Genomic DNA, 20361 nt, shown 5'->3' with positions numbered 1-20361 from the left:
GTTGAACCTGGGAACGATTTCGAGCAACCTCGCGCATCTGATTCCCAGGTTGAACCTGGGAACGATTTCGAACCTCGCGGATCTCGTTCCCAGGTTGAACCTGGGAACGATTTCGAGCAACCTCGCGGATCTGATTCCCAGGTTGAACCTGAGAAGCAGAAAACTGACCGCATTGTGATTCGGATTGCTGACAATGGCCCTGGTATGACTGAGGAAGTACTCAACAAAATGTTTGACCCCTTTTTTACCACAAAACCTGTCGGGAGTGGCACGGGATTGGGGTTATCTATCAGCCACCAAATTGTGGTAGAAAAACATCGGGGTCAAATTCGTTGTGTTTCTGCCCCAGGGCAAGGGACAGAGTTGATTGTGGAAATTCCAGTTTGATAGCCTATGCCTCATGCCCAACAATCGACTATGCTGCACTAGGTTGTAGTGTCTGAACCTTTACAGGACTTACGCACGACTAGGCCAGAAACCCGGTTTCAGAGTTGATCTCTGGTTGCCAAACCAACTATGTTTCGTAGAAACCGGGTATCTTTGCGTAAGTCCTACTTCACCTAATCAAGGCAGCAGACGGTTTAAAAACATATGTCTACGTTTCGTAATTTTGTGGTTGTGAGTGTGAGTGCGGCGATCGCGATACCTAACGGGAATGCGATCGCCATTCCCAATACACCAGGGTTCGCCCTGGACACGGCAAATCAAGCTTACCCTGGGATTGGGCATCACCCAGAAGAGGGTAACGCTTTGGGGAACGCCCAGATGGGCAAACTGAGCGACACGGGGAGTTTTCTCGCTCCTCACTCTGTGCAACTAGCGCGATCGCAAAGCGTCTTCACCTTAGCTCAAGCACAATTGAACCCTCAAAAACCCCTGATTACACCCATACAGCCGTCGGGAACCACTGCAATTCCTGGGTTTTTAGAACCCAATCCCAACCCTTTACAGTTTCCCACCCGCCCGCAAGAAGTCGATATCGAGGTGACTCAGCCTTTAACGCTACAACAAGCAATCGAACTGGCGCGGCGCAACAATCGCGATCTACAGGTGGCTCAACTTCAGCTGGAAAGCGCCCAAGCTGCCCTTGGCGAAGCACGGGCGGGTTTGTTTCCTACGGTGGATTTGCAAGTGGAGTTCTCAGGGGGGCGATCAACTGGAAGCGAGTTTCAGTTCGAAGCCGCCCGTGCAGCAGTCGAGCGCGAGCGAGAAGACAACCCCAATCGAGACATCCCGGACGCCCGAGAAAGAACACAAACATCGTTGAACTCGACGGTAGCGATTAATTACAACATCTTTACCGGCGGGCGGGTATTGGCTCAAATTCGGGCAGCACAAGAACAGGTGCGGCGCAATCAGTTGCAGATAGAGAGTCTGGGAGAGCAAACTCGTTTAGATGTCAGCGTTGCTTACTACGACTTGCAACAAGCCGACGAGCAAGTGCGAATTTCCGAGTCGGCGGTGAGAAATGCCCAGCGGAGTTTGCAAGATGCTCAAGCGCTGTTTGATGCGGGATTGGGAACCCGGTTCGATGTTCTGCGCGCCCAGGTGCAGTTAGCGAGGGAAAATCAAAACTTGATTCGCGCCCGTTCGGATCGGCAAATCAGGCGGCGAGATTTAGCCCGATTATTGAGTTTGCCTCAATCTGTAAATATGGTTGCAGCCGATCCGGTGGCGGTGGCGGGGCTGTGGAATCCGACGCTGGAACAAAGTATCGTACTGGCGTTTCAAAACCGCGCCGAGTTGCAAGCGCGATTAGTCGAACGGAACATCGGCAGGGAGCGACGACGCATCGCCCGTGCAGACCGATTCCCGCAACTGAGTTTATTTTTTAATTACAACTTGTTGGATGTGTTTAACGATGGTTTAGGGCTTGCTGATGGCTATTCGGCAGGAGCGAGGTTGCGGTGGAGTATTTTCGATGGCGGGGCGGCAAATGCACAGGCGCAGCAACGGGAAGCGGATATTGCGATCGCCGAAACTCAATTTGCCAACGATCGCCACCGGATTCGCTTCCAAGTAGAACAAGCTTATTTCACCTTGCAATCAAGTCTGGAAAATATCCAAACCGCCAGCGTTGCTCTAGAACAAGCCGCCGAAGCGTTGCGCCTAGCTCGCTTGCGCTTCCAAGCAGGCGTGGGGACTCAAACTGAAGTCATCGACGCGGAAAACGACCTGACGCGGGCAGAAGGCGATCGCGTCCGCGCCATTCTCGACTACAATCGGGCGCTGGCAACCCTACAGCGCGCAGTCAGCAATCTCTCCGCGACGGCGCCATAACCATGTACCCAAACCCGCTAGAACATAAGAGGACACGGGGACAGGGTGACGCTCCTTTAGCGGGGAATTTTTCTAGACAATTCTCCTCTCCGCTAAAGGAGCGTCTCCCACTCGACCCGTCTTCTTCAACGGCAGGTATCGGGAAACAGTCTGCGCGATTGCCACCAACTGGGCACGCGCCGCCTCTCCATCAGAAAAACAACAAACCCGGTTTCTACGAAACATCCTTGGCAAAGCGAACGATAGATCCACGGTCGAAACCGGGTTTCTGGCCTCGTCTTGGGTAAGTTCCGCTCAATTTGGCAATACTTCTTAACAAAAAGTAAAGTAACATAATCCATAAGGAAGGAAAGTTAGGTGAACAACGGACTGGCAATGGCTAACATCAAATTTGTCAAAGAAAATAAGGAAGTAGTAGCAGCAGACGGCGCTAATTTAAGGGAAAAAATGCTGCAAAATGGCATCGACCTCTACACGTTCACGGGCAAGATGATGAATTGCGGTGGCTACGGTCAATGCGGCACTTGTATTGTGCAGATCGTCGAAGGGATGGAAAATCTTTCCCCCCGCACCGAAGTAGAAAACCGCAAACTGAAGAAAAAGCCACAAAATTATCGTCTAGCCTGTCAAACCCTGGTAAACGGGCCAGTTATCGTCGCTACGAAGCCTTGACATCCTAGAAACCGGGTTTCTGGCTGCGAATTTTCCCAGCGACGATTTTTCAGAGAAACCCGGTTTGTTTGCGTAAGTCCACAGTCAGTTGTTTGTCTTTTGGGTGACGACTGACTGCTCCTGCATGAGCGATCGCGAATAATGATATTCTAGGCGTATTGATTTGCGATTTTGATAGAGGCACTGTTTCCATGCAAGTTAATGACCTTGGGTTTGTTGCAAGTCTTTTGTTTGTACTTGTCCCTGCTGCATTTTTAATCATTTTGTACATTCAAACCGCTAGCCGTGAAGGCGGTAAATCCTAGCAGTTTGCTGACAAAAAAACAAGCCCCAGCAGCCTTAATTTCGTTGGTAGCTGGGGCTTGTTTTATGCACAAGAAGACGGGTCGAGTGGGAGACGCGGCGACGAGTCGATTTGTGAAAAAACATTCCCCGCGTCCCCCTATCACCGCGTCCCCGCCTCCTCTTTCTTCAAGGCTGTATCAAGTTTCACCAACGGTGCGGGCTAATAACACCGGACAAGTGGCATAGACTCGCACATAGTCTGACAGGGAAGCACCTAACAGGCGGTCTAAATCTGGCAGACCTTTGGCGATCGAGGGGCGACGATCCGGCGACCCCAGGATTAACAAGTCTACGGTTGACTCTTCGGCGATGCGGCAAATTTCTTCCCCAGGTTTGCCAGTGCCAATGACGCAGCGGTAAGAAACGCCCATTTTCTTCGCTTCCGCCACAGCAGGTGCTAGCACCGGATCGGTTTCGGGGGGAGTAGCTGGGGTGGTTCCTTTTGGATTGACGCGCACCAGTACTAGCTGACCTCCTTTAATATCGCGCACGAGAGCGATCGCCAACTTCAAGCACTGTTTGGCAGCCTCAGAATTATCCATCGCCACCATCACTTTGTTGATTTTTTTGACGTAAATATCGTCTTTGACCAACAACATGGGGCGATTGGACAGTTGAAAAACGTATTGGCTAACCGAGTTTTCCAATATCGACTCCAACCGTTTGAGTCCACGGGAACCCATGATAATCAGATCCGCCTCGATTTCGTCGGCGACTTGACAGACTATGGTTTTGGCGTCGCCTTGGCGCAGCATGGCGGTGACGTGATTGGGATCTAATTTCAAAGACTGAATCGCGGTAGCGAGGAATTTACCGCCTTCTTCCCATTTTTCAGTCATAGCCTCAGACGTCACTTGGGGCGGCACGACGTGCAGGACAGTGACGGAGGCGGGTTTGATGGAAGGAATTTCCATCAACACCTTGAGCATTTCTTCAGAATGACCCGTTCCGGAGTCAGCCAGCAATATTTTTTCTATCATCGGTTTTTGTGGTTAGAATCGATCGAGTTTTTGAAGCTAGCGATCGATGACTATTTAATATCAAGATAAAACTTCTGGGTGCGCGCGAAGCCGAGTCTTTTACAAGCCTTTACAAAACTGGTAATGAGCAATCGCTTTCCCCTAATTTTTTACCCCTATTGCTTTACCACTTAATAGCAAAATTGTCAATACAGAAGGCTCGGTTGGGGATACCCCCAGCTAAAGCGATGAAATAATATAACTTGTTTTCTTTGTAGGTGGGAGCATGATTTAATCTCAAATTTATAGGACAATACAGGACACGGTATAACAGGCCCAGGAGTTCTCTGGCATATGTTACAATCGCGCTCTCTCAAATTACCCACTCCAGTCGTGCTGACTTCCCTCAAGACCAAGTTAAAACTAACCGATGCTCAAGCCGTGTTAATGGCAAAACACGCAGGTATTGCTCGCTTTACTTTTAACTGGGGACTGGGGACATGGATCGCACTCTACTCTGAGGGATTGAAGCCCAATGCTTTGACATTGAAGCAGTTTTTTAACAATCATGTTAAGTCTGTCTATCCCTGGATTAAAGAGCAAGGCATTTGCCAAAAAGTGACTCAATATGCTTTCGAGCATCTGGGGAGGGCATTTGAGAACTTCTTGGCGGGCAAAACAAGTTATCCCAAGTTCAAAAAAAAGGGTCAGCACGATAGTTTCACCATTGATGCTAGCGGCAGACCAATAGCTGTGGGCGGGACGAGATTGAAGTTACCCACAATTGGCTGGGTATCGACAATTGAAGGCTTACCCCATGTCACCACAAAAGCATTTACCATTTCCTTTTCACAAGAAGTTGGCAATTGGTATATCAGCTTTACCTATGAAATAGAGCCAGAAGTTACGCCTAAATCGCGGGAATTTGTGGGTGTGGATTTGGGAGTTAAGCAGTTGGCTACCCTGTCGAGTGGGGTGGTAATTGCCAATCCCCAAGCTTTGAGGAAAGCACGCTCCTCACTAGGACGATTGCAGCGCCAGTTGCGACGCAAGCACAAAGGTAGCAAACGATATCACCGACAAAAGTTGAGGTTAGCGACAGCTGATCAACGAGTGAAAAACATCAGACTCGATGCGACTCATAAAGCTACAACTTACATCTGCAAAAACCACGCTGTTGTAGCTATTGAAGACTTAAATGTATCTGGGATGATGGCTAACCATAAACTGGCGGGTGCTGTTGCGGACGCCAATTTTTACGAATTCAGGCGACAAATTGAGTACAAAGCACAGCGCTATGGTTCCAAGTTGGTTCTAGTCTCACGCTGGTATCCTTCTACTCAGTTATGTTCTAACTGTGGTGAGCAGCAGCCCATGTCTCTTAGTGCTAGGGTCTATGAGTGTTCTGCTTGCGGATTCAGAATTGATAGAGACTTCAATGCCTCTGTTAATTTGGAAAATTATGCTCGGGTGGCTAAACCGAGCCTGGACACAGAGGGTTAATTGCGCCGTCGCTCCCCTTAGAAGTGTCAACTAATATCCGGCATTGTCCGGGTTTTAGATAGCAGCCAGATTAGTTTAACCTTCTTAAAGGAGCTTTTTTGAATCAGGTGGAGTATATGGCTGATATAGTTGATATTGCAGTAGGTGCAGGTTCTTTCAACACCCTAGTTGCCGCCGTCCAAGCAGCTGGGTTAGTGGAAACGCTAAAAAGTCCAGGGCCTTTTACTGTGTTTGCACCTACTGATGATGCGTTTGCCAAGCTGCCGCCAGGAACGATAACAACCCTGCTGCAAAATATTCCCCAGTTAGCTAGGATTTTAACTTATCACGTCGTGCCTGGGAAGTTAATGAAAGCGGATCTAGCGCAAGTGAATGAGGTAATTTCTGTTGAAGGGGCGCCGATCAGAATTGATTGTTCGGATGGTTTTGAAGTCAAGAATGCCACAGTTGTAGCGCCAGATATCGAAGCAGATAACGGTGTGATTCACGTCATCGATACAGTGATCTTAATGGGCTAGCGACTAGGGGCTAGGGACTATATTTTCTCAATATTCCCTAGCACCTAGCCCCTCATCCCTAGCCGCTTTTCTCGGTCATTCAAATTCCAGTTTTAAATCGGGCATCAAGCGCTGCAAATTTTTTAAAGACCTGCTTTGCCAAGGGATGACCTCAGAACCTTTAACCACAAGCTGGATCGTTTTTTTCTTACGCACGTCTATCACAAACTTAGATAACATATTAATGCCTGAACTGTTGAGGAATTGCAGATCCTTCAGATTTAGGGTAATGGTTGGAGTAGTATTAGCGGTTACTTTATTGAGTAAATCCACTATAGGTGCGTACTCTGCCATTCCCTCTAGCCGCAACCAGCCCTGAAAGTTTACGGTTCCTGTCGCTGGTTCGCAGATTACTTTGTAGTTTTCCCCTTGAATGTCCTGAATTTCCACCTATCCCGTCTCCTAATGGTGTAGATATCAATCTAACAAGCCCCTAGCCCCTATAAGGTTAACTGTACCATTGTCGTCACCGCAACTACTTGAGGCTCTTTTTGCACGGTTTCAAACTTCCAGCCCAACTTGGCTAAATAATCGTGCCTTATCGTTATCAGTCCTAACCCAGAACTGTTGCCCTTATCGTTGCAGGCATTTTTCTCTAACTGCCGCATGTATAACTCTGCCGGATCTTCATCGAGTAATTCTTGAATCAAGGTTTGAAACTTATCCAAAGCTTCGGCAGGAATACTATTAGTTACGATCAGTACCACTGTAACTCTTGTATCCTTAAGCAAGTGCAGTCCAAATTTGATCGGGTAACTGCATGTATCATCGCTAAACTTCATCGCATTTTCCAGCAACTCATTCGCAATGTAATTAACAGATCCTTTGAATTCCACTTGCTTTTCTTTCGTACTTGGTTCGTCCTCGCTGACTGGAAAGAACGTCGTTAAGTAATCGGCAATAAAATCAGCTGACAAACCATTGTTGCGCCAGCGCTGCTTGAGGGAAACCGAACTCGGCGAGAATCCAAGGATTAAAAATTCCTGGTCGGTAGGTAGATTTTCTCTAAATTCCCCGAAAGTTTGAGTCATGGTCATTCAATGTTGGATGTGGGGTTTTGGGATTGAGTCTGTTAGCGATGCTGCCGACTATTTCTGTTTTAGTACACATAATGTAATATCATCAAACACCTTGTGGGTGCCAATCTGTTGCCGATTGGGGCAACGCTCAACGGTCAGTGGAGTCTGACGGCTTAAAAGAGTTGCTCTACTTCAGGACTTACGCAAGGGCGTTGCCAGAAACCCGGTTTCGACCTCGATCTCTGGTTCCCTTTCCCAAGGATTTTTCCTAGAAACCGGGAATATGGGCGTAAGTCCTGTACTTCATAGTGTACGCCATTGATATGTTCAGCTCTGGGGATGTAGACACTATCCAAATCTGGCATCGAGATCGACCAAGCGGGAATTATCGCTTCTGGTCAACTCTGGCAGAGTATCAGATGATAGTTTAAGGTAGCCAGATCGCTTCAGCGTAACTTTCTAGAAGTTTTTCACCCTTACTTGATAACTACTCGTTGCTATCGCAAGTGGACTGAAGCTTAAATGAGAGTTTTTAACTCTTGCCATGTCTGCCTACTCAGGTTGTTGCGCGCGAGCGCTATACATTACATCCGACCGTAAAACATACTTGCGTCCCCGAATTACTGATGCTCCCTCCTGGGCTAAATCGTGGATGAAACACAACGCCATTCCCGTTACTGGAACTACAGAAATCTCACTACGATCGCCATAGTAGGGGCACGGCATGTTTAGGTTATCTGTTTTTCTCAGATCCAAAGGATGCCGTGTCCCTACATAAAATCGGGTTTCTCCTCCTGCAAAACCTTCATTTAGGTAAATCATAAACGTTAACAAACTTTCTTCACCGTTGGATCTCCGATAGGAACCATCGTGGTGTAGTGCAAATTTTTGACCCGGATCGTAGCGATAAAATCGAAAACCTTCGTTTAATCCAATCGCCCTCCACCTGCCAATTTTTTCCGGAATATAAGCAGATACCCGTTGCCAAAGATTTGCCGCCCGTTCTAAATCATCCAGGATAACGCGCTCGTTATTGCCGATGTCAGGACGCAGGCGTAACCAATATTTTCGCTTAATTCAATATACTCGGCACATTCTGCTGGTGAAAGAATATTTTCAATTGTAAAAATTTGGTGACGAATCAAATCTTTCCGGGTCATGGAACGAGTGGGGGATGAATTGCGATCGCTTGACGTATCTCTATTTTATCGTTTTAAAATTCCTCCTGTTGCAATAACGGTAGTAGCACGGCATTCGAGATTTCTAATAAAAACAGATAACCTTTAAATAACAGTAGGGGCAAGGCGTCGGATATCTCCGATCAAAACAGATCACCTTGAACCTGCCGTGCCCCAAAATCCAGGGAAAAACCTAGGGGCACGGCATCGGATATCTGCGATAAAAACAGATAACCTTAAACCTGCCGTGCCCCAAAATCCAGGGAAAAACGTAGGGGCACGGCGTCGGATATCTCTGATAAAAACAGATCACCTTAAACCTGCCGTGCCCCTACACGCATTACCGATAATCCTGTCGCTGAATCTGCCGCAGTAGGGGCACGGCATCGGATATCTCTGATAAAAACAGATAACCTTAAACCTGCCGTGCCCCAAAATCCAGGGAAAAACGTAGGGGCACGGCGTCGGATATCTCTGATAAAAACAGATCACCTTAAACCTGCCGTGCCCCTACACGCATTACCGATAATCCTGTCGCTGAATCTGCCGCAGTAGGGGCACGGCATCGGATATCTGCGATAAAAACAGATAACCTTAAACCTGCCGTGCCCCAAAATCCAGGGAAAAACGTAGGGGCACGGCATCGGATATCTGATAAAAACAGATAACCTTAAACCTGCCGTGCCCCAAAATCCAGGGAAAAACCTAGGGGCACGGCATCGGATATCTGATAAAAACAGATCACCTTAAACCTGCCGTGCCGCAAAATCCAGGGAAAAACGTAGGGGCACGGCATCGGATATCTCTGATAAAAACAGATAACCTTAAACCTGCCGTGCCGCAAAATCCAGGGAAAAACCTAGGGGCACGGCATCGGATATCTGCGATAAAAACAGATAACCTTAAACCTGCCGTGCCCCTACACGCATTACCGATAATCCTGTCGCTGAATCTGCCGCAGTAGGGGCACGGCATCGGATATCTGATAAAAACAGATCACCTTAAACCTGCCGTGCCCCAAAATCCAGGGTAAAACCTAGGGGCACGGCATCGGATATCTCTGATAAAAACAGATCACCTTAAACCTGCCGTGCCCCTACACGCATTACCGATAATCCTGTCGCTGAATCTGCCGCAGTAGGGGCACGGCATCGGATATCTCTGATAAAAACAGATAACCTTAAACCTGCCGTGCCCCTACACGCATTACCGATAATCCTGTCGCTGAATCTGCCGCAGTAGGGGCACGGCGTCGGATATCTCTGATAAAAACAGATAAACTTAAACCTGCCGTGCCCCTACATAGATTACCGATAATCCTGCCGTTGTATTTGTCGCAGACGAGATTCAGGACGAATAAACCGATCCATTTGCGATTCAAAGAACTTACGATTTGCCATTAAATGCTTCGGATTTGGATCGTCTAAAGGATACAACAAGGCGCACCGCAAAGCTTGAATTACTGCCGAAGTTACGTTATACATCGAGCGTTGGAAAGTAATCCCAATTTGGATTAACATATCCTCTTCTCCCCGGCAGTGTTGCTTGTAGTAATCCACCAAATAGGGAGGCAAGAAATGCAGCATATCCTGCATCAATAATGTGGGCGGAATACCAGCAGTTCCTACCGGAAATACGTCGGCATAAAGAATGCCGTAGTGGAAGTCTTTTTGCTCGTCGGGGACTTGTTTTGCTTGAGCATTGTAAGACTTCGTACCCCTAAAAGGTGCGGTGCGATAGAACACCGCTTCTACATAGGGTAATGCAGCTTCGTACAGCCACATAAAGCCCTTTGATTTGGGGATAATTTCGTAGCATTCGTCACCGACGTAGACATGGTGGTAGATGGGACGACCTGCGATTGCAAAGATCCCGTTAATCAGAAAATTCATCGCATCAGGTACACCTTTGAACCCGCCTTCATCGTAGATATCGGACATTTCAAAGAACACCGGCGCCATGATTTCCCAGAACAGTCCCAGATTGGAATAATAAGACATCATGCGGCACTGTTCGTAAAACATTTCTGGAAACAATTTATACAGTTCCAGCATCACCTTATTGCCTTTAAAGTAGGCTTTAATTGCTCGGTCTGCATTAGCTTTGTATTCGTCGCTTTCCAGATAATCGTTAAATCTACCGCCCATCTTTTGGTGCCAAAGCATTGCGTACATGCAAGCTTCTGCAAATTCCATGTTGATGCGATCGTGCCACAAATGATGTAATAACTTCGGCATTTTCCGGGTTTCACCCTTTTCCATAAATGCCAAAAGTTCTGGGTGGGCAGAAGCTTGCCCCCGCCAGATTCGCAAATCTGCATCATCGCCAGCGTAGTGGTTGTGCAGGTCTAAATATTCCTGGGGCAGGAAGTATTTAAAAAAGGGAAATGGATTTAAAAAGACTCGTTCGGCAATATAAAGCAAGTCGCGCCAGTAGAAATCCATCGGCACGGCATATGCTTTATAAATGCCGATAATTTGCATCAAATTTTCCGGCGTATCCGGCAGCATCGAACCGCCTGCTTCCAAACGGTGAATGACTTCGGCGAATTCGTGCTTCGAGGGTGGAATAATCGATTTGGATTGCGGTTTGGGTATAGTTGCTGTCATGGTGTTCTTGCTAATTGCTAATTGCTAATTGCTAATTGCTAATTGCTAATTGGTAATAGGTAGTAAATGCTTTTTTAGCTATTAGCCATTAGCCATTAGCCATTAGCCATTAGCCATTAGCCATTAGCCATTAGCCATTACCTATTACCAATTACCTATTTTTGAGCGACTTGCTGCGCGCTAACGGGTGGCATCACGGCAACAATTGCGGTTGTTGTTGGTTCAGTCCAGCGGACTAACCAAGTTGGTTGGATTCCCAAAAACAAGATAATCGCTGCCAAGACTAATGCTGGGACTTTTTCCATCAACAAAACTTTGGGATAGTAAGCCAAATTGTTGTCCAATTTGCCAAAACAGGTGCGGTTGAGCAGAATTACAAAGTAAACTGCCGTTAAACCGCTGGCAATGACGCAAATCAGGGTTTGGACTGGAAAGACTGCGAAAGTACCTTGAAACACCATAAATTCAGCCGGAAATCCTACTAAACCAGGAATTCCTGCACTTGCCATGCCGCCAGCGACGAGCAAAGCACTGGTGAGGGGTAAACCCCGCACAGGGTTCATTAAACCGTTGAGGACATCTAAGTCGCGAGTGCCGACTTTGGTTTCGACAATCCCCACCAAATAAAAGAGTATGGCGAGGATGAGTCCGTGGCTGACCATTTGAGCGACAGCACCCAAAACGCTTAGAGGAGTCCCGGCGGCGGCGGAAACTAAAATATAGCCCATGTGACCGATGGAACTATAAGCTACCATGCGTTTGATGTCTTTTTGCGCGATCGCGCTCAATGCCCCATAAACTACACTCACAACCCCAATAATAGATAGTCCGGGAGCGACAAGCGCCCAAGTTTCGGGAAATAAACCCAAACCAAACCGGACTAAACCATAAGTTCCCAATTTAGCCAGAATACCGCCCAACATAATCGCTACAGGCGGCGAAGCTTCGGTATAAGCATCTGGTAACCAAGTATGCAGGGGAACCAAGGGAATTTTAATCCCAAACCCCACCAACAACATGGTGAGCAAAATTAGCTGGCTAGTTAGGGGTAATGCTTGGGTTGATAGGGAGTTGTAATCGAAACTGGTGGAACCAGACAGCCAAGTTAAACCCAAAAATGCTGCCAGAATTAATATCCCAGATAGAGCTGTATAGATGAGAAACTTCATCGCTGCATAGCCGCGTTTCTCACCGCCCCAAATCGCAATTAACAGGTAAAAGGGAATTAATTCGATTTCGTAAAATAGGACGAACAGCAGCAAATTCTGTGCCGCGAATCCACCCGCGACCCCAGCATAAACTAGGAGAATTAAAGAGTAGTAAAGCCGGGGGCGTTGAATATTATTGCCGGCTATAATCGCAATCCAAATTAGCAGACTGCTTAAAGCCAGCAGCGGAAAAGATAACCCATCAATTCCCAACTTATAGTTCAAGCCTAATTGGGGAATCCAAGGGATAAATTCCTGAAATTGCATTCCGGAATTCGTTATGTCAAACTGACTTACCAGCCAGAACGTTGCCAGCACGATAGCGGTTGCGATCGCTAAGGCTATATTACGTAACTGATTCGCGGTTTGATTTCCCGGCAAAAACCCAATAACAGCGGCTCCCAATACGGGTAGCCAGATTAATGTACTCAGCATAAACGGTCATTGGTGATTGGTCATTGGTGATTGGTCATTGGTGATTGGTCATTGGTGATTGGTAGTGGGTAGTCAGAATAATGGCGCTAATACAGCTTGTTCGTAGTCTATCTTTAGCGCTTAAGCGCAACTACAAACAAGGTAGTCGGTAGTTGGCGATTTTTTTCGATTACCAATTACCAATTACCCATTACCCATTACCCAATTAGCAGAGAAAGACGCGACAATAAAGGCCAGCTTACTAACAATCCCAACAGTGCGACTCCTAGCAAGATTGTCAGGGCATAAAACTGCGTCTGACCGGAAACGTTATATTTCAAGCTTTGACCGCTGAAAACCGTTACCACACCGACTAAGTTCACCACGCCATCAATAATGTAACGGTCAAACCAAGCTGTCATTTGCGACACTAAGGCAACCAGAAATACAATGGTGATGCGGTAAAGTTGGGGGGTGTAAAAGTCGTAAGCGAATAAATCTTGTAGCGGTTTCCAGGGCAGTTGGACTGGTTTTGGAATTAGATTACCCAGATAAACAACTGCACCGATGCTGAGGCCAAAGATGCTCGACCAAATTAACATGAGGGCGACATCTTTATTTAGTTCTGCCCAGGAAGGTAGCAACTGACAACTTTGCAGGATTAAAGGCAGGTGCAAAACGAAGCCTAATTCAATTACCATTGGCAGCGTAATTGCCCAGAAACATTCGGGGGATCGCACGCTCATTTCTTGCAGTTTTCCGCCAAAAATTAACCCGAATACGCGGGTGAAATTAAACGCTGTTAGGGCGTTAACGAGTAGCAGGATTCCCACTAAGCAAGGTTGGGTACTCCACAACCCATCGGCGATTTTCAGCAATGCCCAAAAGCCGCCGAAGGGGGGAAATGCAATTAACCCCAACGTCCCCACAATAAAACATATGCCGGTAATCGGGCGGCGCGACCACAATCCGCCGAGTTGGGTGACGTTTTGGGTGACGTTCATCCAAACTAGGGCACCCACCGCCATGACTAATAGTGCCATGGCGATCGCGTTAGTCAACACCAACAACAAAGCGCCTTCGGTTTGTCCCGTCCCCACGGCGACGAACACCAACCCCATATAAGCGCTGACCGGATAAGATAAAGTGCGCTTGATATCGATTTGGGCGATCGCAATTAACGAAGCGCCGATTGCCGTTACACCCCCGATGATTACCGCCGCCGACATCGCCACCGGCGAAAGTGCAATTACAGGTTGCAGCTTCACCAGCACCCAAGCACCCGTTGCTACTACCACTGTATTCCGCAAAATCGACCCCGGCATTGGCCCTTCCATTGCTTCGTCCAGCCACAAATGCAGCGGGAATTGGGCGCATTTACCCATCGGTCCCGCGAGTAATGCTAAACCCAATAAAGTAGCGACTGTAGGGTCTACATTGGCAGTTTTCGCCCATGCAGCTAATTCGGAAAAATCCCAAGTTCCTGCTAAGGGATAGATTGCCAATACTCCCATCAGCAGCAACAAGTCGCCCACCCGTTTGGTTAAGAATGCATCTCTCGCACCCGTGACTACCAATGGCTGACAGAACCAAAGTCCAATCAGCAGGTAGGTTCCCAAGGTGAGAATTTCCAGAATAAAGTAGGCGAAGAACAACGAGTCGCACAGCACGAGTCCGCACATCCCCGCTTCAAACAATGCCAGCAGGGAATAAAAACGCGCCCATCCCCAGTCCATTTCCATATAACCGACGGCGTACATTTGGGCAAGCAGGTTTAAACCCGTCACCACGATAGTTGCGCCAATAGTTAATGAAGAAAGTTCCACTGGGATGGTTAAATCCAAACCCGCTACATTCAGCCAGGGAATCAGGACTTGTTGCGCGGGTTGATTCCAGGTTGCTGGTAGGGCCAAAACGCCGTGCAAAAATGCGATCGCCGTCGCAATCTCGTTTATATACCCGGCAGGGCGCGGCCCCGTCCGCCGAATCAATCCAGGCGACCAAGGTATCGCTAAAACCGCCCCGATTAAGGCGTAGCACGGTATCAACCATGCACTCTGAAGCAGAAACTGAAACATCTACATTACCTCTTTACACGAACCTCTATAAGAGGATGCAGCAATTGCTCCCCAGTTGATTAAGATTATCCAACTTAATGTCGATTAATCTTTTTTTAATCTTGATGAGATCTAAGTCTAATATTCAGCGATCGCTTTCCGAACAGGCGAGCCATAAATTTACCCAATGGTAAACTGTGAGTTCCGTATATAGAACCCATAGATCGTCCCACCTATTTTTAGGACTCTTATTATTGTTGACAATATTTATGATTGATTTCTCTTATAAAGTAGATCGCGTACCGATGTCAATCAAAAAATCTGCGTCCGCCGCGCTGATAAGTATTTCTTACTATAACCCGTTGATGCCTACTGACTTAACCACAATTTAAGCTTGACTAATCGCTCTTTTTGTGGTTTTTCACTAAGTTGAGCGATCGCCTGACCTATTCATAGATAAAAATATATGGTAAAGCTAGGAAACATTATATATATAAAAAAAGTTATCAACGTTATTTAATTTTTCTTTAATAGTTTTATCTTTTAGGTTAACCATTGTTCTGTTATAGGTGATAAATTTACATCACCTGGGATATGTAAAAAATTTAACCGAGTAAAAACAGCTAACGGAACTGCGGTTCGGACAGCGTGCGGGGATAAGGTTCGCCAACCGATCTTAAGGAGCGATACGTGCTACGCACAGGCGACGCGATCGCAATAAACCCGATAACTTGCGAAAGGTTTTCTGCCGAAGGAAAGCGATCGCAAGGCGAACAACCCTAACTGTTTGAGGAAAGAAGTCCAAAATCATTGCCTGGAGAGAGAGATGATTAATCAATTTTTCAATCCAAATTATTTACCGCCGTAAGTTTCACTCCCGTTGCCAACTAAAACCTAATTGACCTTGAGATCGGCAGTTAACAGCCGTTCCCACCCCCTTTTTGTCAAAAATTTTGGCTCAATTATGCAGATAACAAACAAAATCCATTTCCGAAACTTACGCGGTGACCTGTTTGGTGGCGTCACTGCCGCGATTGTCTCCTTGCCCCTGGCGCTAGCGTTCGGGGTCGCCTCCGGTGCCGGTCCAGTAGCAGGTCTTTACGGCGCTGCTTGCGTCGGGTTTTTTGCCGCACTGTTTGGTGGGACGCCGACCTTAATTTCCGAACCCACCGGCGCGATGACCGTGGTCATAACCACCATTATCGCGTCCTTGACCGCTGCTAACCCGGATCAAGGTTTAGCAATGGCATTCACCGTCGTCATGCTGGCGGGGATATTTCAAATTATTTTCGGGGTATTCAAGCTGGGTAAATACATTACCGCTCTGCCAAACCTACTCAAATCTACCTAAGAGACTGATTTGGGCTTGACTTCCTGCTTCTACCTTGGGAGTCGGCTCCTTCTTGTCCGCAGGCGTAAATTCGGGAGCAGCTCTCCCTACTCGCTCTAAATTTAAGGCTGCATTCAAGTCTCTATCACATGTCCAACCGCATTTTTCACACTGAAAAATCCGCTCTGATAAAGATAAAGACTGTTTCACCTCACCACAACAATGGCAAGTCTTAGAACTAGGAAACCACCGGGAAACTACAATCAATTTTGCCCCATAAAGTGGGCATTTATACTCTAACTGTCGTTTAAATTCATAAAAACTCCCATCCGCAATAGCCTTAGCTAGCTTTCCATTAGCTAACATACCACTAACGTTTAAGTCTTCAATTACCACCACACCGTGGTTCTTGGCGAGGTAGGTGGTCAACTTGTGTAAGTAGTCAGAGCGAATGTTAGCAATTTGGCTATGCAGTCGCGCTATTTTTGTCTTGGCTTTGAGCCAATTTTTCGAGTGGAGTTGTTTATGTCGGTGACTCCATTGCAGGTGAGCTAGCTGTTTGAGCAGTTGCCGAGTTTTTTTGGCGCCGACAAAGACTTCATTAGTTGAAAGTGTGGCTAAATTGAAGATTCCTAAGTCTACCCCAACGATATCAATTGCTTTTGGGGTACATGTGGGTTCCACCTCAATTTTAAACGAAATGAACCATTTATCGGCTTGGCGGCTAATCGTTACTGTCTTTGGTGTGATGCCAATAGGCAAACGTTCGTATGTTTTTAATCCTCCGATGACTGGTACTTGAATTTTATTTTTACTGATGATTTTGATTGTCCCTTCTAGGGTAAATGAATCGTGACGGCCTTTTTTCTTTAATTTTGGTACGCCCGCTTGTGAATGAAAGCACTTTTTCCAAGCTTCTCTTAAGTGCATTAATGCATATTGAGGGGCGGTTTTTGATACCTCATAGTACCAAGGATATTTGGATTTGACTAATGCTACTAGCCATTTATGTAAATCGATGGCACTGGGGAATTTGATTTTATCCTCTGGGTGGGTCTGATTGTGGTCTAGGATGGCTTTGGTTAATCCTAAACCCCAGTTCCAAGCATGACGTGCTACTCCTGCATGTTGAGCCAGTAGTTGAGCTTGAGAGTTTTTGAGTTGGATTTGGGTTTTAAATCCGAGTAGCACGAAAGGGTTGGCCCATGACTATCAGTTGTGAGTGTAATTTTACGCTCAAGCTGGGCAAGGGCGGGAAAATCTTAGCAAACCTTTATCATCGGTGAACATTTAGCAAGATTTAAGGAGATTTAAGTAGGTTTTTTGTCACTGTTGTTAGCCCTGATGCCCTACAGCGTAATTTCTGGTTTCATGTCTGGGATTGGGGTAATTCTGATCATCCTTCAGATTGCGCCCTTTGTCGGACAGCCGAATCCCAAAGGTGGCGGATTGGGAATGGTGTAAAACCTACCCGTACTGCTATCCAAGGTGAATCCGGCGAAATTGACTTTGGGCCTAGTGACCCTGGCAATTCTGTTCTTCATGCCAGCTAAACTAAAGCGGTTTGCCCCTCCCCAACTCGTGGCATTAATTGTCGGTACGGCGATTTCTCTGACGGTTTTTGGCGCTGCTGATATCAGACGCATTGGCGAAATCCCCACCGGATTGCCCACCTTGCAAATGCCCACGTTTACCGCCGCCCAATTCACGATCATGATCGTGGATGGCATCATGCTGGGGATGTTGGGATGCATCGACACCCTGCTGACTGCGGTAATTGCCGATAGCTTAACCCGCACCGAACACAAATCGGATAAAGAATTAATCGGTCAAGGGATTGCGCTGAAAGTCGGGGTTGATATTCTAGACTGGAGCTTCCTCAAACGCTCGCATAAAGTATCCCTCAGAGGCAGCATCATCATGTACGGGGTGTTGTTGCTCACCGTATTTGTTGACCTGATTGTTGCCGTAGGCGTTGGGGTGTTCATTGCCAATATCTTGACAATTGAACGTCTTTCTGAATTGCATTCTGAAGAAGTTAAAACCATCAGCGATGCGGATGATGACATCGTATTAAATGATGAAGAGAAGCAGCTGATCGAACAAGCAGATGGACGGGTACTGCTGTTCTACTTGAGTGGCCCGATGATCTTCGGGGTATCGAAAGCGATCGCACGCGAACACGCCGCCATGCGAGACGCAGATGTGCTAATTGTAGACTTGAGCGATGTACCGATGATGGGCGTCACGGCTTCTTTAGCGATTGAAAATGCGATCAAAGATGCCGTTGACCAAAATCGTCAAGTATTCATCGTCGGTGCGGCGGGCAAAGTCAAGCAGCCGTTAGAAAAATTTGGCATCATGGATTTTGTCAGAGCAGATCGCTTTTTAGACGATCGCACCGAAGCACTTCGCCAAGCCGTTGACTTGGTTAAGTACAATCGAGTCCAAGCCAATGGTACTGCCACCAAAGGCTTCCCCACCGAACCCAGTGACGCTACAGTGCGTTCCTAGTTAGAAAATTTTCTGATGCCAGAAACCCGGTTTCTTCGTAGAGGTTTCGTTAACCAGCCTACAATTGTTCGTAGAAACCGGGTTTCTCTTTATCAGTCATAACTTTCGCAAAATATCGACTTTGGCAAGAGTTTCCATCAATTTCTAGAGCGAGAATTATTCCTCATGATAGAGTTGGCTAATTCAATTTCTCCCCTACTTGCAACAGCAACCGAAGCCGAATATGCTCCCGTAGTTCTCACAGGAGTGCTGCTGAGTTTAGTGGCGATCTATATTGCCAGTAAAGTCGGTGCAGAAATCTCCAGAATGATGGACTTTCCGCCTGTTTTAGGCGAATTAGTTGCGGGTGTCGTTGTCGGTATATCTGCTCTGCATTTGGTTGTATTTCCCGAAAGCGGAGCCAATGCTTCCGACTCGGTTATCATGACCCTTTTAAAATTTCTGGGCGACCTTGATACCGAAGCAGTTACGTCAATCTTTCAATCGCAAAGCGAGGTTGTCTCGGTTCTCGCCGAACTGGGCGTAATTATTCTATTGTTTGAAATTGGTCTGGAATCAGACCTGAAGGAATTGCAAAAAGTCGGCTATCAAGCCACCATTGTGGCCTGTGTCGGCGTCGCAGTTCCTTTTGCTGCCGGTACTGCGGGACTGATGCTGCTGTTTCACGTAGCAGCAATTCCCGCAATTTTTGCCGGTGCGGCTTTGACGGCTACCAGTATCGGTATTACCTCCAAAGTTTTGTCAGAAATTGGGCAACTCAAATCGAGAGAAGGTCAAATTATTGTCGGTGCTGCGGTCATTGACGATATCTTGGGAATTATCGTTTTGGCAGTGGTTGCCAGCCTTGCCAAAACTGGCGAAATCGATGTTTGGAACGTTATCTATCTGATTGTCAGCGCGACTGTTTTTCTCATCGGTTCGATTCTCCTCGGCAAGTTCTTCAATAAATCCTTTAGCGCCATTACCAAGCAATTAAAAACTCGCGGAAACCTAATTGTTCCAGCGATGATTTTTGCTTTCTTCATGGCTTTCATTGGCAGCGCCATTCATTTAGAAGCCATCTTGGGTTCGTTTGCAGCAGGTTTAGTTTTAGACGAAACCGATGACCGCAGCGAACTCGATGAACAAGTCAAGCCAATTGCTGATATTTTGGTGCCGATTTTCTTCGTCACCGTCGGTGCAAAAGCAGATATCGGCGTCCTCAATCCCATCAATCCTGAAAACCGCGCCGGGTTAGTTATTGCCATCTTCTTGCTCGTCGTGGCGATTTTAGGCAAAGTTGTGACGGGGTGGTCAGTTTTTGGTCAACCCGGAATTAACCGTCCAGCGATTGGAATTGGCATGATTCCACGGGGTGAAGTCGGATTGGTATTTGTTGGTATTGGTTCGGCTAGCGGTACTCTCGATAAACCCTTGCAAGTGGCGATTATTATCATGGTGATTATGACCACCTTCTTAGCACCACCTTTATTGCGGTTGGTATTTAAGCAACCAGTGGAACCTAATCAACCAATCGAACCCGCTAAAGAACCCGCTAATGTTGGGTAATATCCTCTCCCTCGTTACCAGGCTCCCGCCTGGTAACGCAAAGGCTCCCGCCTGGTAACGCAAAGGCTCCCGCCTGGTAACGCAAAGGCTCCCGCCTGGTAACGCAAAGGCTCCCGCCTGGTAACGCAAAGGCTCCCGCCTGGTAACGCAAAGGCTCCCGCCTGGTAA

The 20361-nt window shown here is 47.1% G+C and carries 24 protein-coding genes and 2 pseudogenes; 11 read left to right on the top strand and 15 right to left on the bottom strand.

The genetic code is table 11. The annotated features are described in order from the left end of the window. From MiSe_RS39265 to MiSe_RS39255, 3 genes are all read left to right on the top strand, one after another. Positions 1-387: sensor histidine kinase (locus MiSe_RS39265; RefSeq protein ID WP_226590918.1), on the top strand; the 387-nt coding region annotated here is incomplete at its 5' end. A gap of 204 nt (positions 388-591) precedes the next feature. Then, complete coding sequence (locus tag MiSe_RS39260) at positions 592-2280, top strand: TolC family protein (protein ID WP_226590916.1); 1689 nt, start codon at positions 592-594, stop codon at positions 2278-2280. Between the two features lie 375 nt (positions 2281-2655). After that, positions 2656-2952, top strand: coding sequence for a 2Fe-2S iron-sulfur cluster-binding protein (locus MiSe_RS39255; RefSeq protein WP_226590923.1), 297 nt, complete (start codon positions 2656-2658; stop codon positions 2950-2952). A 49-nt stretch (positions 2953-3001) separates the two neighbouring features. Here MiSe_RS39255 and MiSe_RS51505 read toward each other — a convergent pair whose 3' ends face one another. Next, positions 3002-3136, bottom strand: a complete 135-nt coding sequence (locus tag MiSe_RS51505; RefSeq protein WP_264196850.1) for a hypothetical protein — start codon at positions 3134-3136, stop codon at positions 3002-3004. A 7-nt stretch (positions 3137-3143) separates the two neighbouring features. Here MiSe_RS51505 and psbM point away from each other — a divergent pair, with 7 nt between their 5' ends. After that, the gene (psbM, locus tag MiSe_RS39250) at positions 3144-3257 is read left to right on the top strand and encodes a photosystem II reaction center protein PsbM (RefSeq protein WP_226590914.1); all 114 of its coding nucleotides are present in this window, start codon (positions 3144-3146) and stop codon (positions 3255-3257) included. Here psbM and MiSe_RS39245 read toward each other — a convergent pair. Continuing rightward, positions 3207-3401 carry a hypothetical protein gene (locus MiSe_RS39245; protein ID WP_226590926.1) on the bottom strand — a complete coding sequence of 65 codons (195 nt, stop codon included), beginning with the start codon at positions 3399-3401 and terminating at the stop codon, positions 3207-3209. The genes psbM and MiSe_RS39245 overlap by 51 nt on opposite strands. Before the next feature lie 33 nt (positions 3402-3434). Further along, the gene (locus MiSe_RS39240) at positions 3435-4277 is read right to left on the bottom strand and encodes a universal stress protein (protein WP_226590912.1); all 843 of its coding nucleotides are present in this window, start codon (positions 4275-4277) and stop codon (positions 3435-3437) included. Between the two features lie 333 nt (positions 4278-4610). Here MiSe_RS39240 and MiSe_RS39235 point away from each other — a divergent pair, with 333 nt between their 5' ends. Both MiSe_RS39235 and MiSe_RS39230 read left to right on the top strand, forming a co-directional pair. Then, positions 4611-5759, top strand: coding sequence for an RNA-guided endonuclease InsQ/TnpB family protein (locus MiSe_RS39235; protein WP_226590910.1), 1149 nt, complete (start codon positions 4611-4613; stop codon positions 5757-5759). A 116-nt stretch (positions 5760-5875) separates the two neighbouring features. Beyond that, positions 5876-6277, top strand: a complete 402-nt coding sequence (locus tag MiSe_RS39230) for a fasciclin domain-containing protein (protein WP_226590907.1) — start codon at positions 5876-5878, stop codon at positions 6275-6277. Positions 6278-6352: 75 nt separating this feature from the next. Here MiSe_RS39230 and MiSe_RS39225 read toward each other — a convergent pair whose 3' ends face one another. The 4 genes from MiSe_RS39225 to MiSe_RS39210 all read right to left on the bottom strand — a co-directional run bounded on the left by MiSe_RS39225 (position 6353) and on the right by MiSe_RS39210 (position 8495). Then, the gene (locus MiSe_RS39225; protein ID WP_226590904.1) at positions 6353-6706 is read right to left on the bottom strand and encodes a slr1659 superfamily regulator; all 354 of its coding nucleotides are present in this window, start codon (positions 6704-6706) and stop codon (positions 6353-6355) included. Positions 6707-6756: 50 nt separating this feature from the next. Further along, complete coding sequence (locus tag MiSe_RS39220; protein ID WP_226590901.1) at positions 6757-7347, bottom strand: slr1658 family protein; 591 nt, start codon at positions 7345-7347, stop codon at positions 6757-6759. Between the two features lie 540 nt (positions 7348-7887). Then, positions 7888-8271: a 2OG-Fe(II) oxygenase gene (locus MiSe_RS39215; RefSeq protein ID WP_226590921.1), complete on the bottom strand. Its 384-nt coding sequence runs from the start codon at positions 8269-8271 to the stop codon at positions 7888-7890. A 68-nt stretch (positions 8272-8339) separates the two neighbouring features. Next, on the bottom strand, positions 8340-8495 hold the full coding sequence (locus MiSe_RS39210) for a hypothetical protein (RefSeq protein ID WP_226590899.1): 156 nt from the start codon (positions 8493-8495) through the stop codon (positions 8340-8342). Positions 8496-8682: 187 nt separating this feature from the next. Here MiSe_RS39210 and MiSe_RS39205 point away from each other — a divergent pair, with 187 nt between their 5' ends. Continuing rightward, positions 8683-8889: a hypothetical protein gene (locus tag MiSe_RS39205; RefSeq protein ID WP_226590896.1), complete on the top strand. Its 207-nt coding sequence runs from the start codon at positions 8683-8685 to the stop codon at positions 8887-8889. A 112-nt stretch (positions 8890-9001) separates the two neighbouring features. On the opposite strand, the gene MiSe_RS39200 is transcribed toward MiSe_RS39205, so the two are convergent. Together MiSe_RS39200 and MiSe_RS51500 are read right to left on the bottom strand one after the other, a co-directional pair. Next, entirely contained in the window at positions 9002-9157 is a 156-nt protein-coding gene (locus MiSe_RS39200; protein ID WP_226590893.1) for a hypothetical protein, read from the bottom strand. A 26-nt stretch (positions 9158-9183) separates the two neighbouring features. Continuing rightward, a complete protein-coding gene (locus MiSe_RS51500; protein WP_264196837.1) occupies positions 9184-9309 on the bottom strand; it encodes a hypothetical protein in 126 nt (41 codons plus the stop codon). Between the two features lie 39 nt (positions 9310-9348). Here MiSe_RS51500 and MiSe_RS51495 point away from each other — a divergent pair, with 39 nt between their 5' ends. Next, a complete protein-coding gene (locus MiSe_RS51495; RefSeq protein ID WP_264196835.1) occupies positions 9349-9477 on the top strand; it encodes a hypothetical protein in 129 nt (42 codons plus the stop codon). Between the two features lie 343 nt (positions 9478-9820). On the opposite strand, the gene MiSe_RS39195 is transcribed toward MiSe_RS51495, so the two are convergent. The 4 genes from MiSe_RS39195 to MiSe_RS39180 all read right to left on the bottom strand — a co-directional run bounded on the left by MiSe_RS39195 (position 9821) and on the right by MiSe_RS39180 (position 15639). Further along, positions 9821-11122 (bottom strand): CO2 hydration protein, encoded by a 1302-nt coding sequence (locus tag MiSe_RS39195; protein WP_226590891.1) that lies wholly within the window; start codon positions 11120-11122, stop codon positions 9821-9823. Positions 11123-11277: 155 nt separating this feature from the next. Further along, the gene (locus tag MiSe_RS39190) at positions 11278-12765 is read right to left on the bottom strand and encodes an NADH-quinone oxidoreductase subunit M (protein ID WP_226590889.1); all 1488 of its coding nucleotides are present in this window, start codon (positions 12763-12765) and stop codon (positions 11278-11280) included. Between the two features lie 197 nt (positions 12766-12962). Continuing rightward, positions 12963-14822, bottom strand: a complete 1860-nt coding sequence (locus MiSe_RS39185; protein WP_226590886.1) for an NAD(P)H-quinone oxidoreductase subunit F — start codon at positions 14820-14822, stop codon at positions 12963-12965. 655 nt (positions 14823-15477) lie between these two features. After that, complete coding sequence (locus MiSe_RS39180) at positions 15478-15639, bottom strand: hypothetical protein (protein WP_226590885.1); 162 nt, start codon at positions 15637-15639, stop codon at positions 15478-15480. Positions 15640-15765: 126 nt separating this feature from the next. Between MiSe_RS39180 and MiSe_RS39175 the strand changes: the two are divergent. Continuing rightward, positions 15766-16131: pseudogene (locus MiSe_RS39175) on the top strand (SulP family inorganic anion transporter); the annotation flags it as partial. 3 nt (positions 16132-16134) lie between these two features. Here the strand turns inward: MiSe_RS39175 and MiSe_RS39170 are convergent. Beyond that, entirely contained in the window at positions 16135-17322 is a 1188-nt protein-coding gene (locus MiSe_RS39170; protein ID WP_226590882.1) for an RNA-guided endonuclease InsQ/TnpB family protein, read from the bottom strand. A gap of 132 nt (positions 17323-17454) precedes the next feature. On the opposite strand from MiSe_RS39170, the pseudogene MiSe_RS39165 reads away from it, so the two are divergent. Beyond that, positions 17455-18645, top strand: a pseudogene (locus tag MiSe_RS39165) (SulP family inorganic anion transporter); the annotation flags it as partial. Positions 18646-18810: 165 nt separating this feature from the next. Continuing rightward, positions 18811-20193, top strand: coding sequence for a cation:proton antiporter (locus tag MiSe_RS39160; RefSeq protein WP_226590880.1), 1383 nt, complete (start codon positions 18811-18813; stop codon positions 20191-20193). On the opposite strand, the gene MiSe_RS39155 is transcribed toward MiSe_RS39160, so the two are convergent. Next, the coding region (locus tag MiSe_RS39155) for a hypothetical protein (protein WP_226590878.1) at positions 20180-20361 on the bottom strand (182 nt) is incomplete at its 5' end. The two genes, MiSe_RS39160 and MiSe_RS39155, sit on opposite strands and share 14 nt — an antisense overlap.

It is taken from the genome of Microseira wollei NIES-4236 (genome assembly GCF_020521235.1).
Taxonomy (GTDB): domain Bacteria; phylum Cyanobacteriota; class Cyanobacteriia; order Cyanobacteriales; family Aerosakkonemataceae; genus Microseira; species Microseira wollei.
Note: the sequence above shows the minus strand (reverse complement) of the source record. Positions and strands in the feature narration are given on the sequence as shown.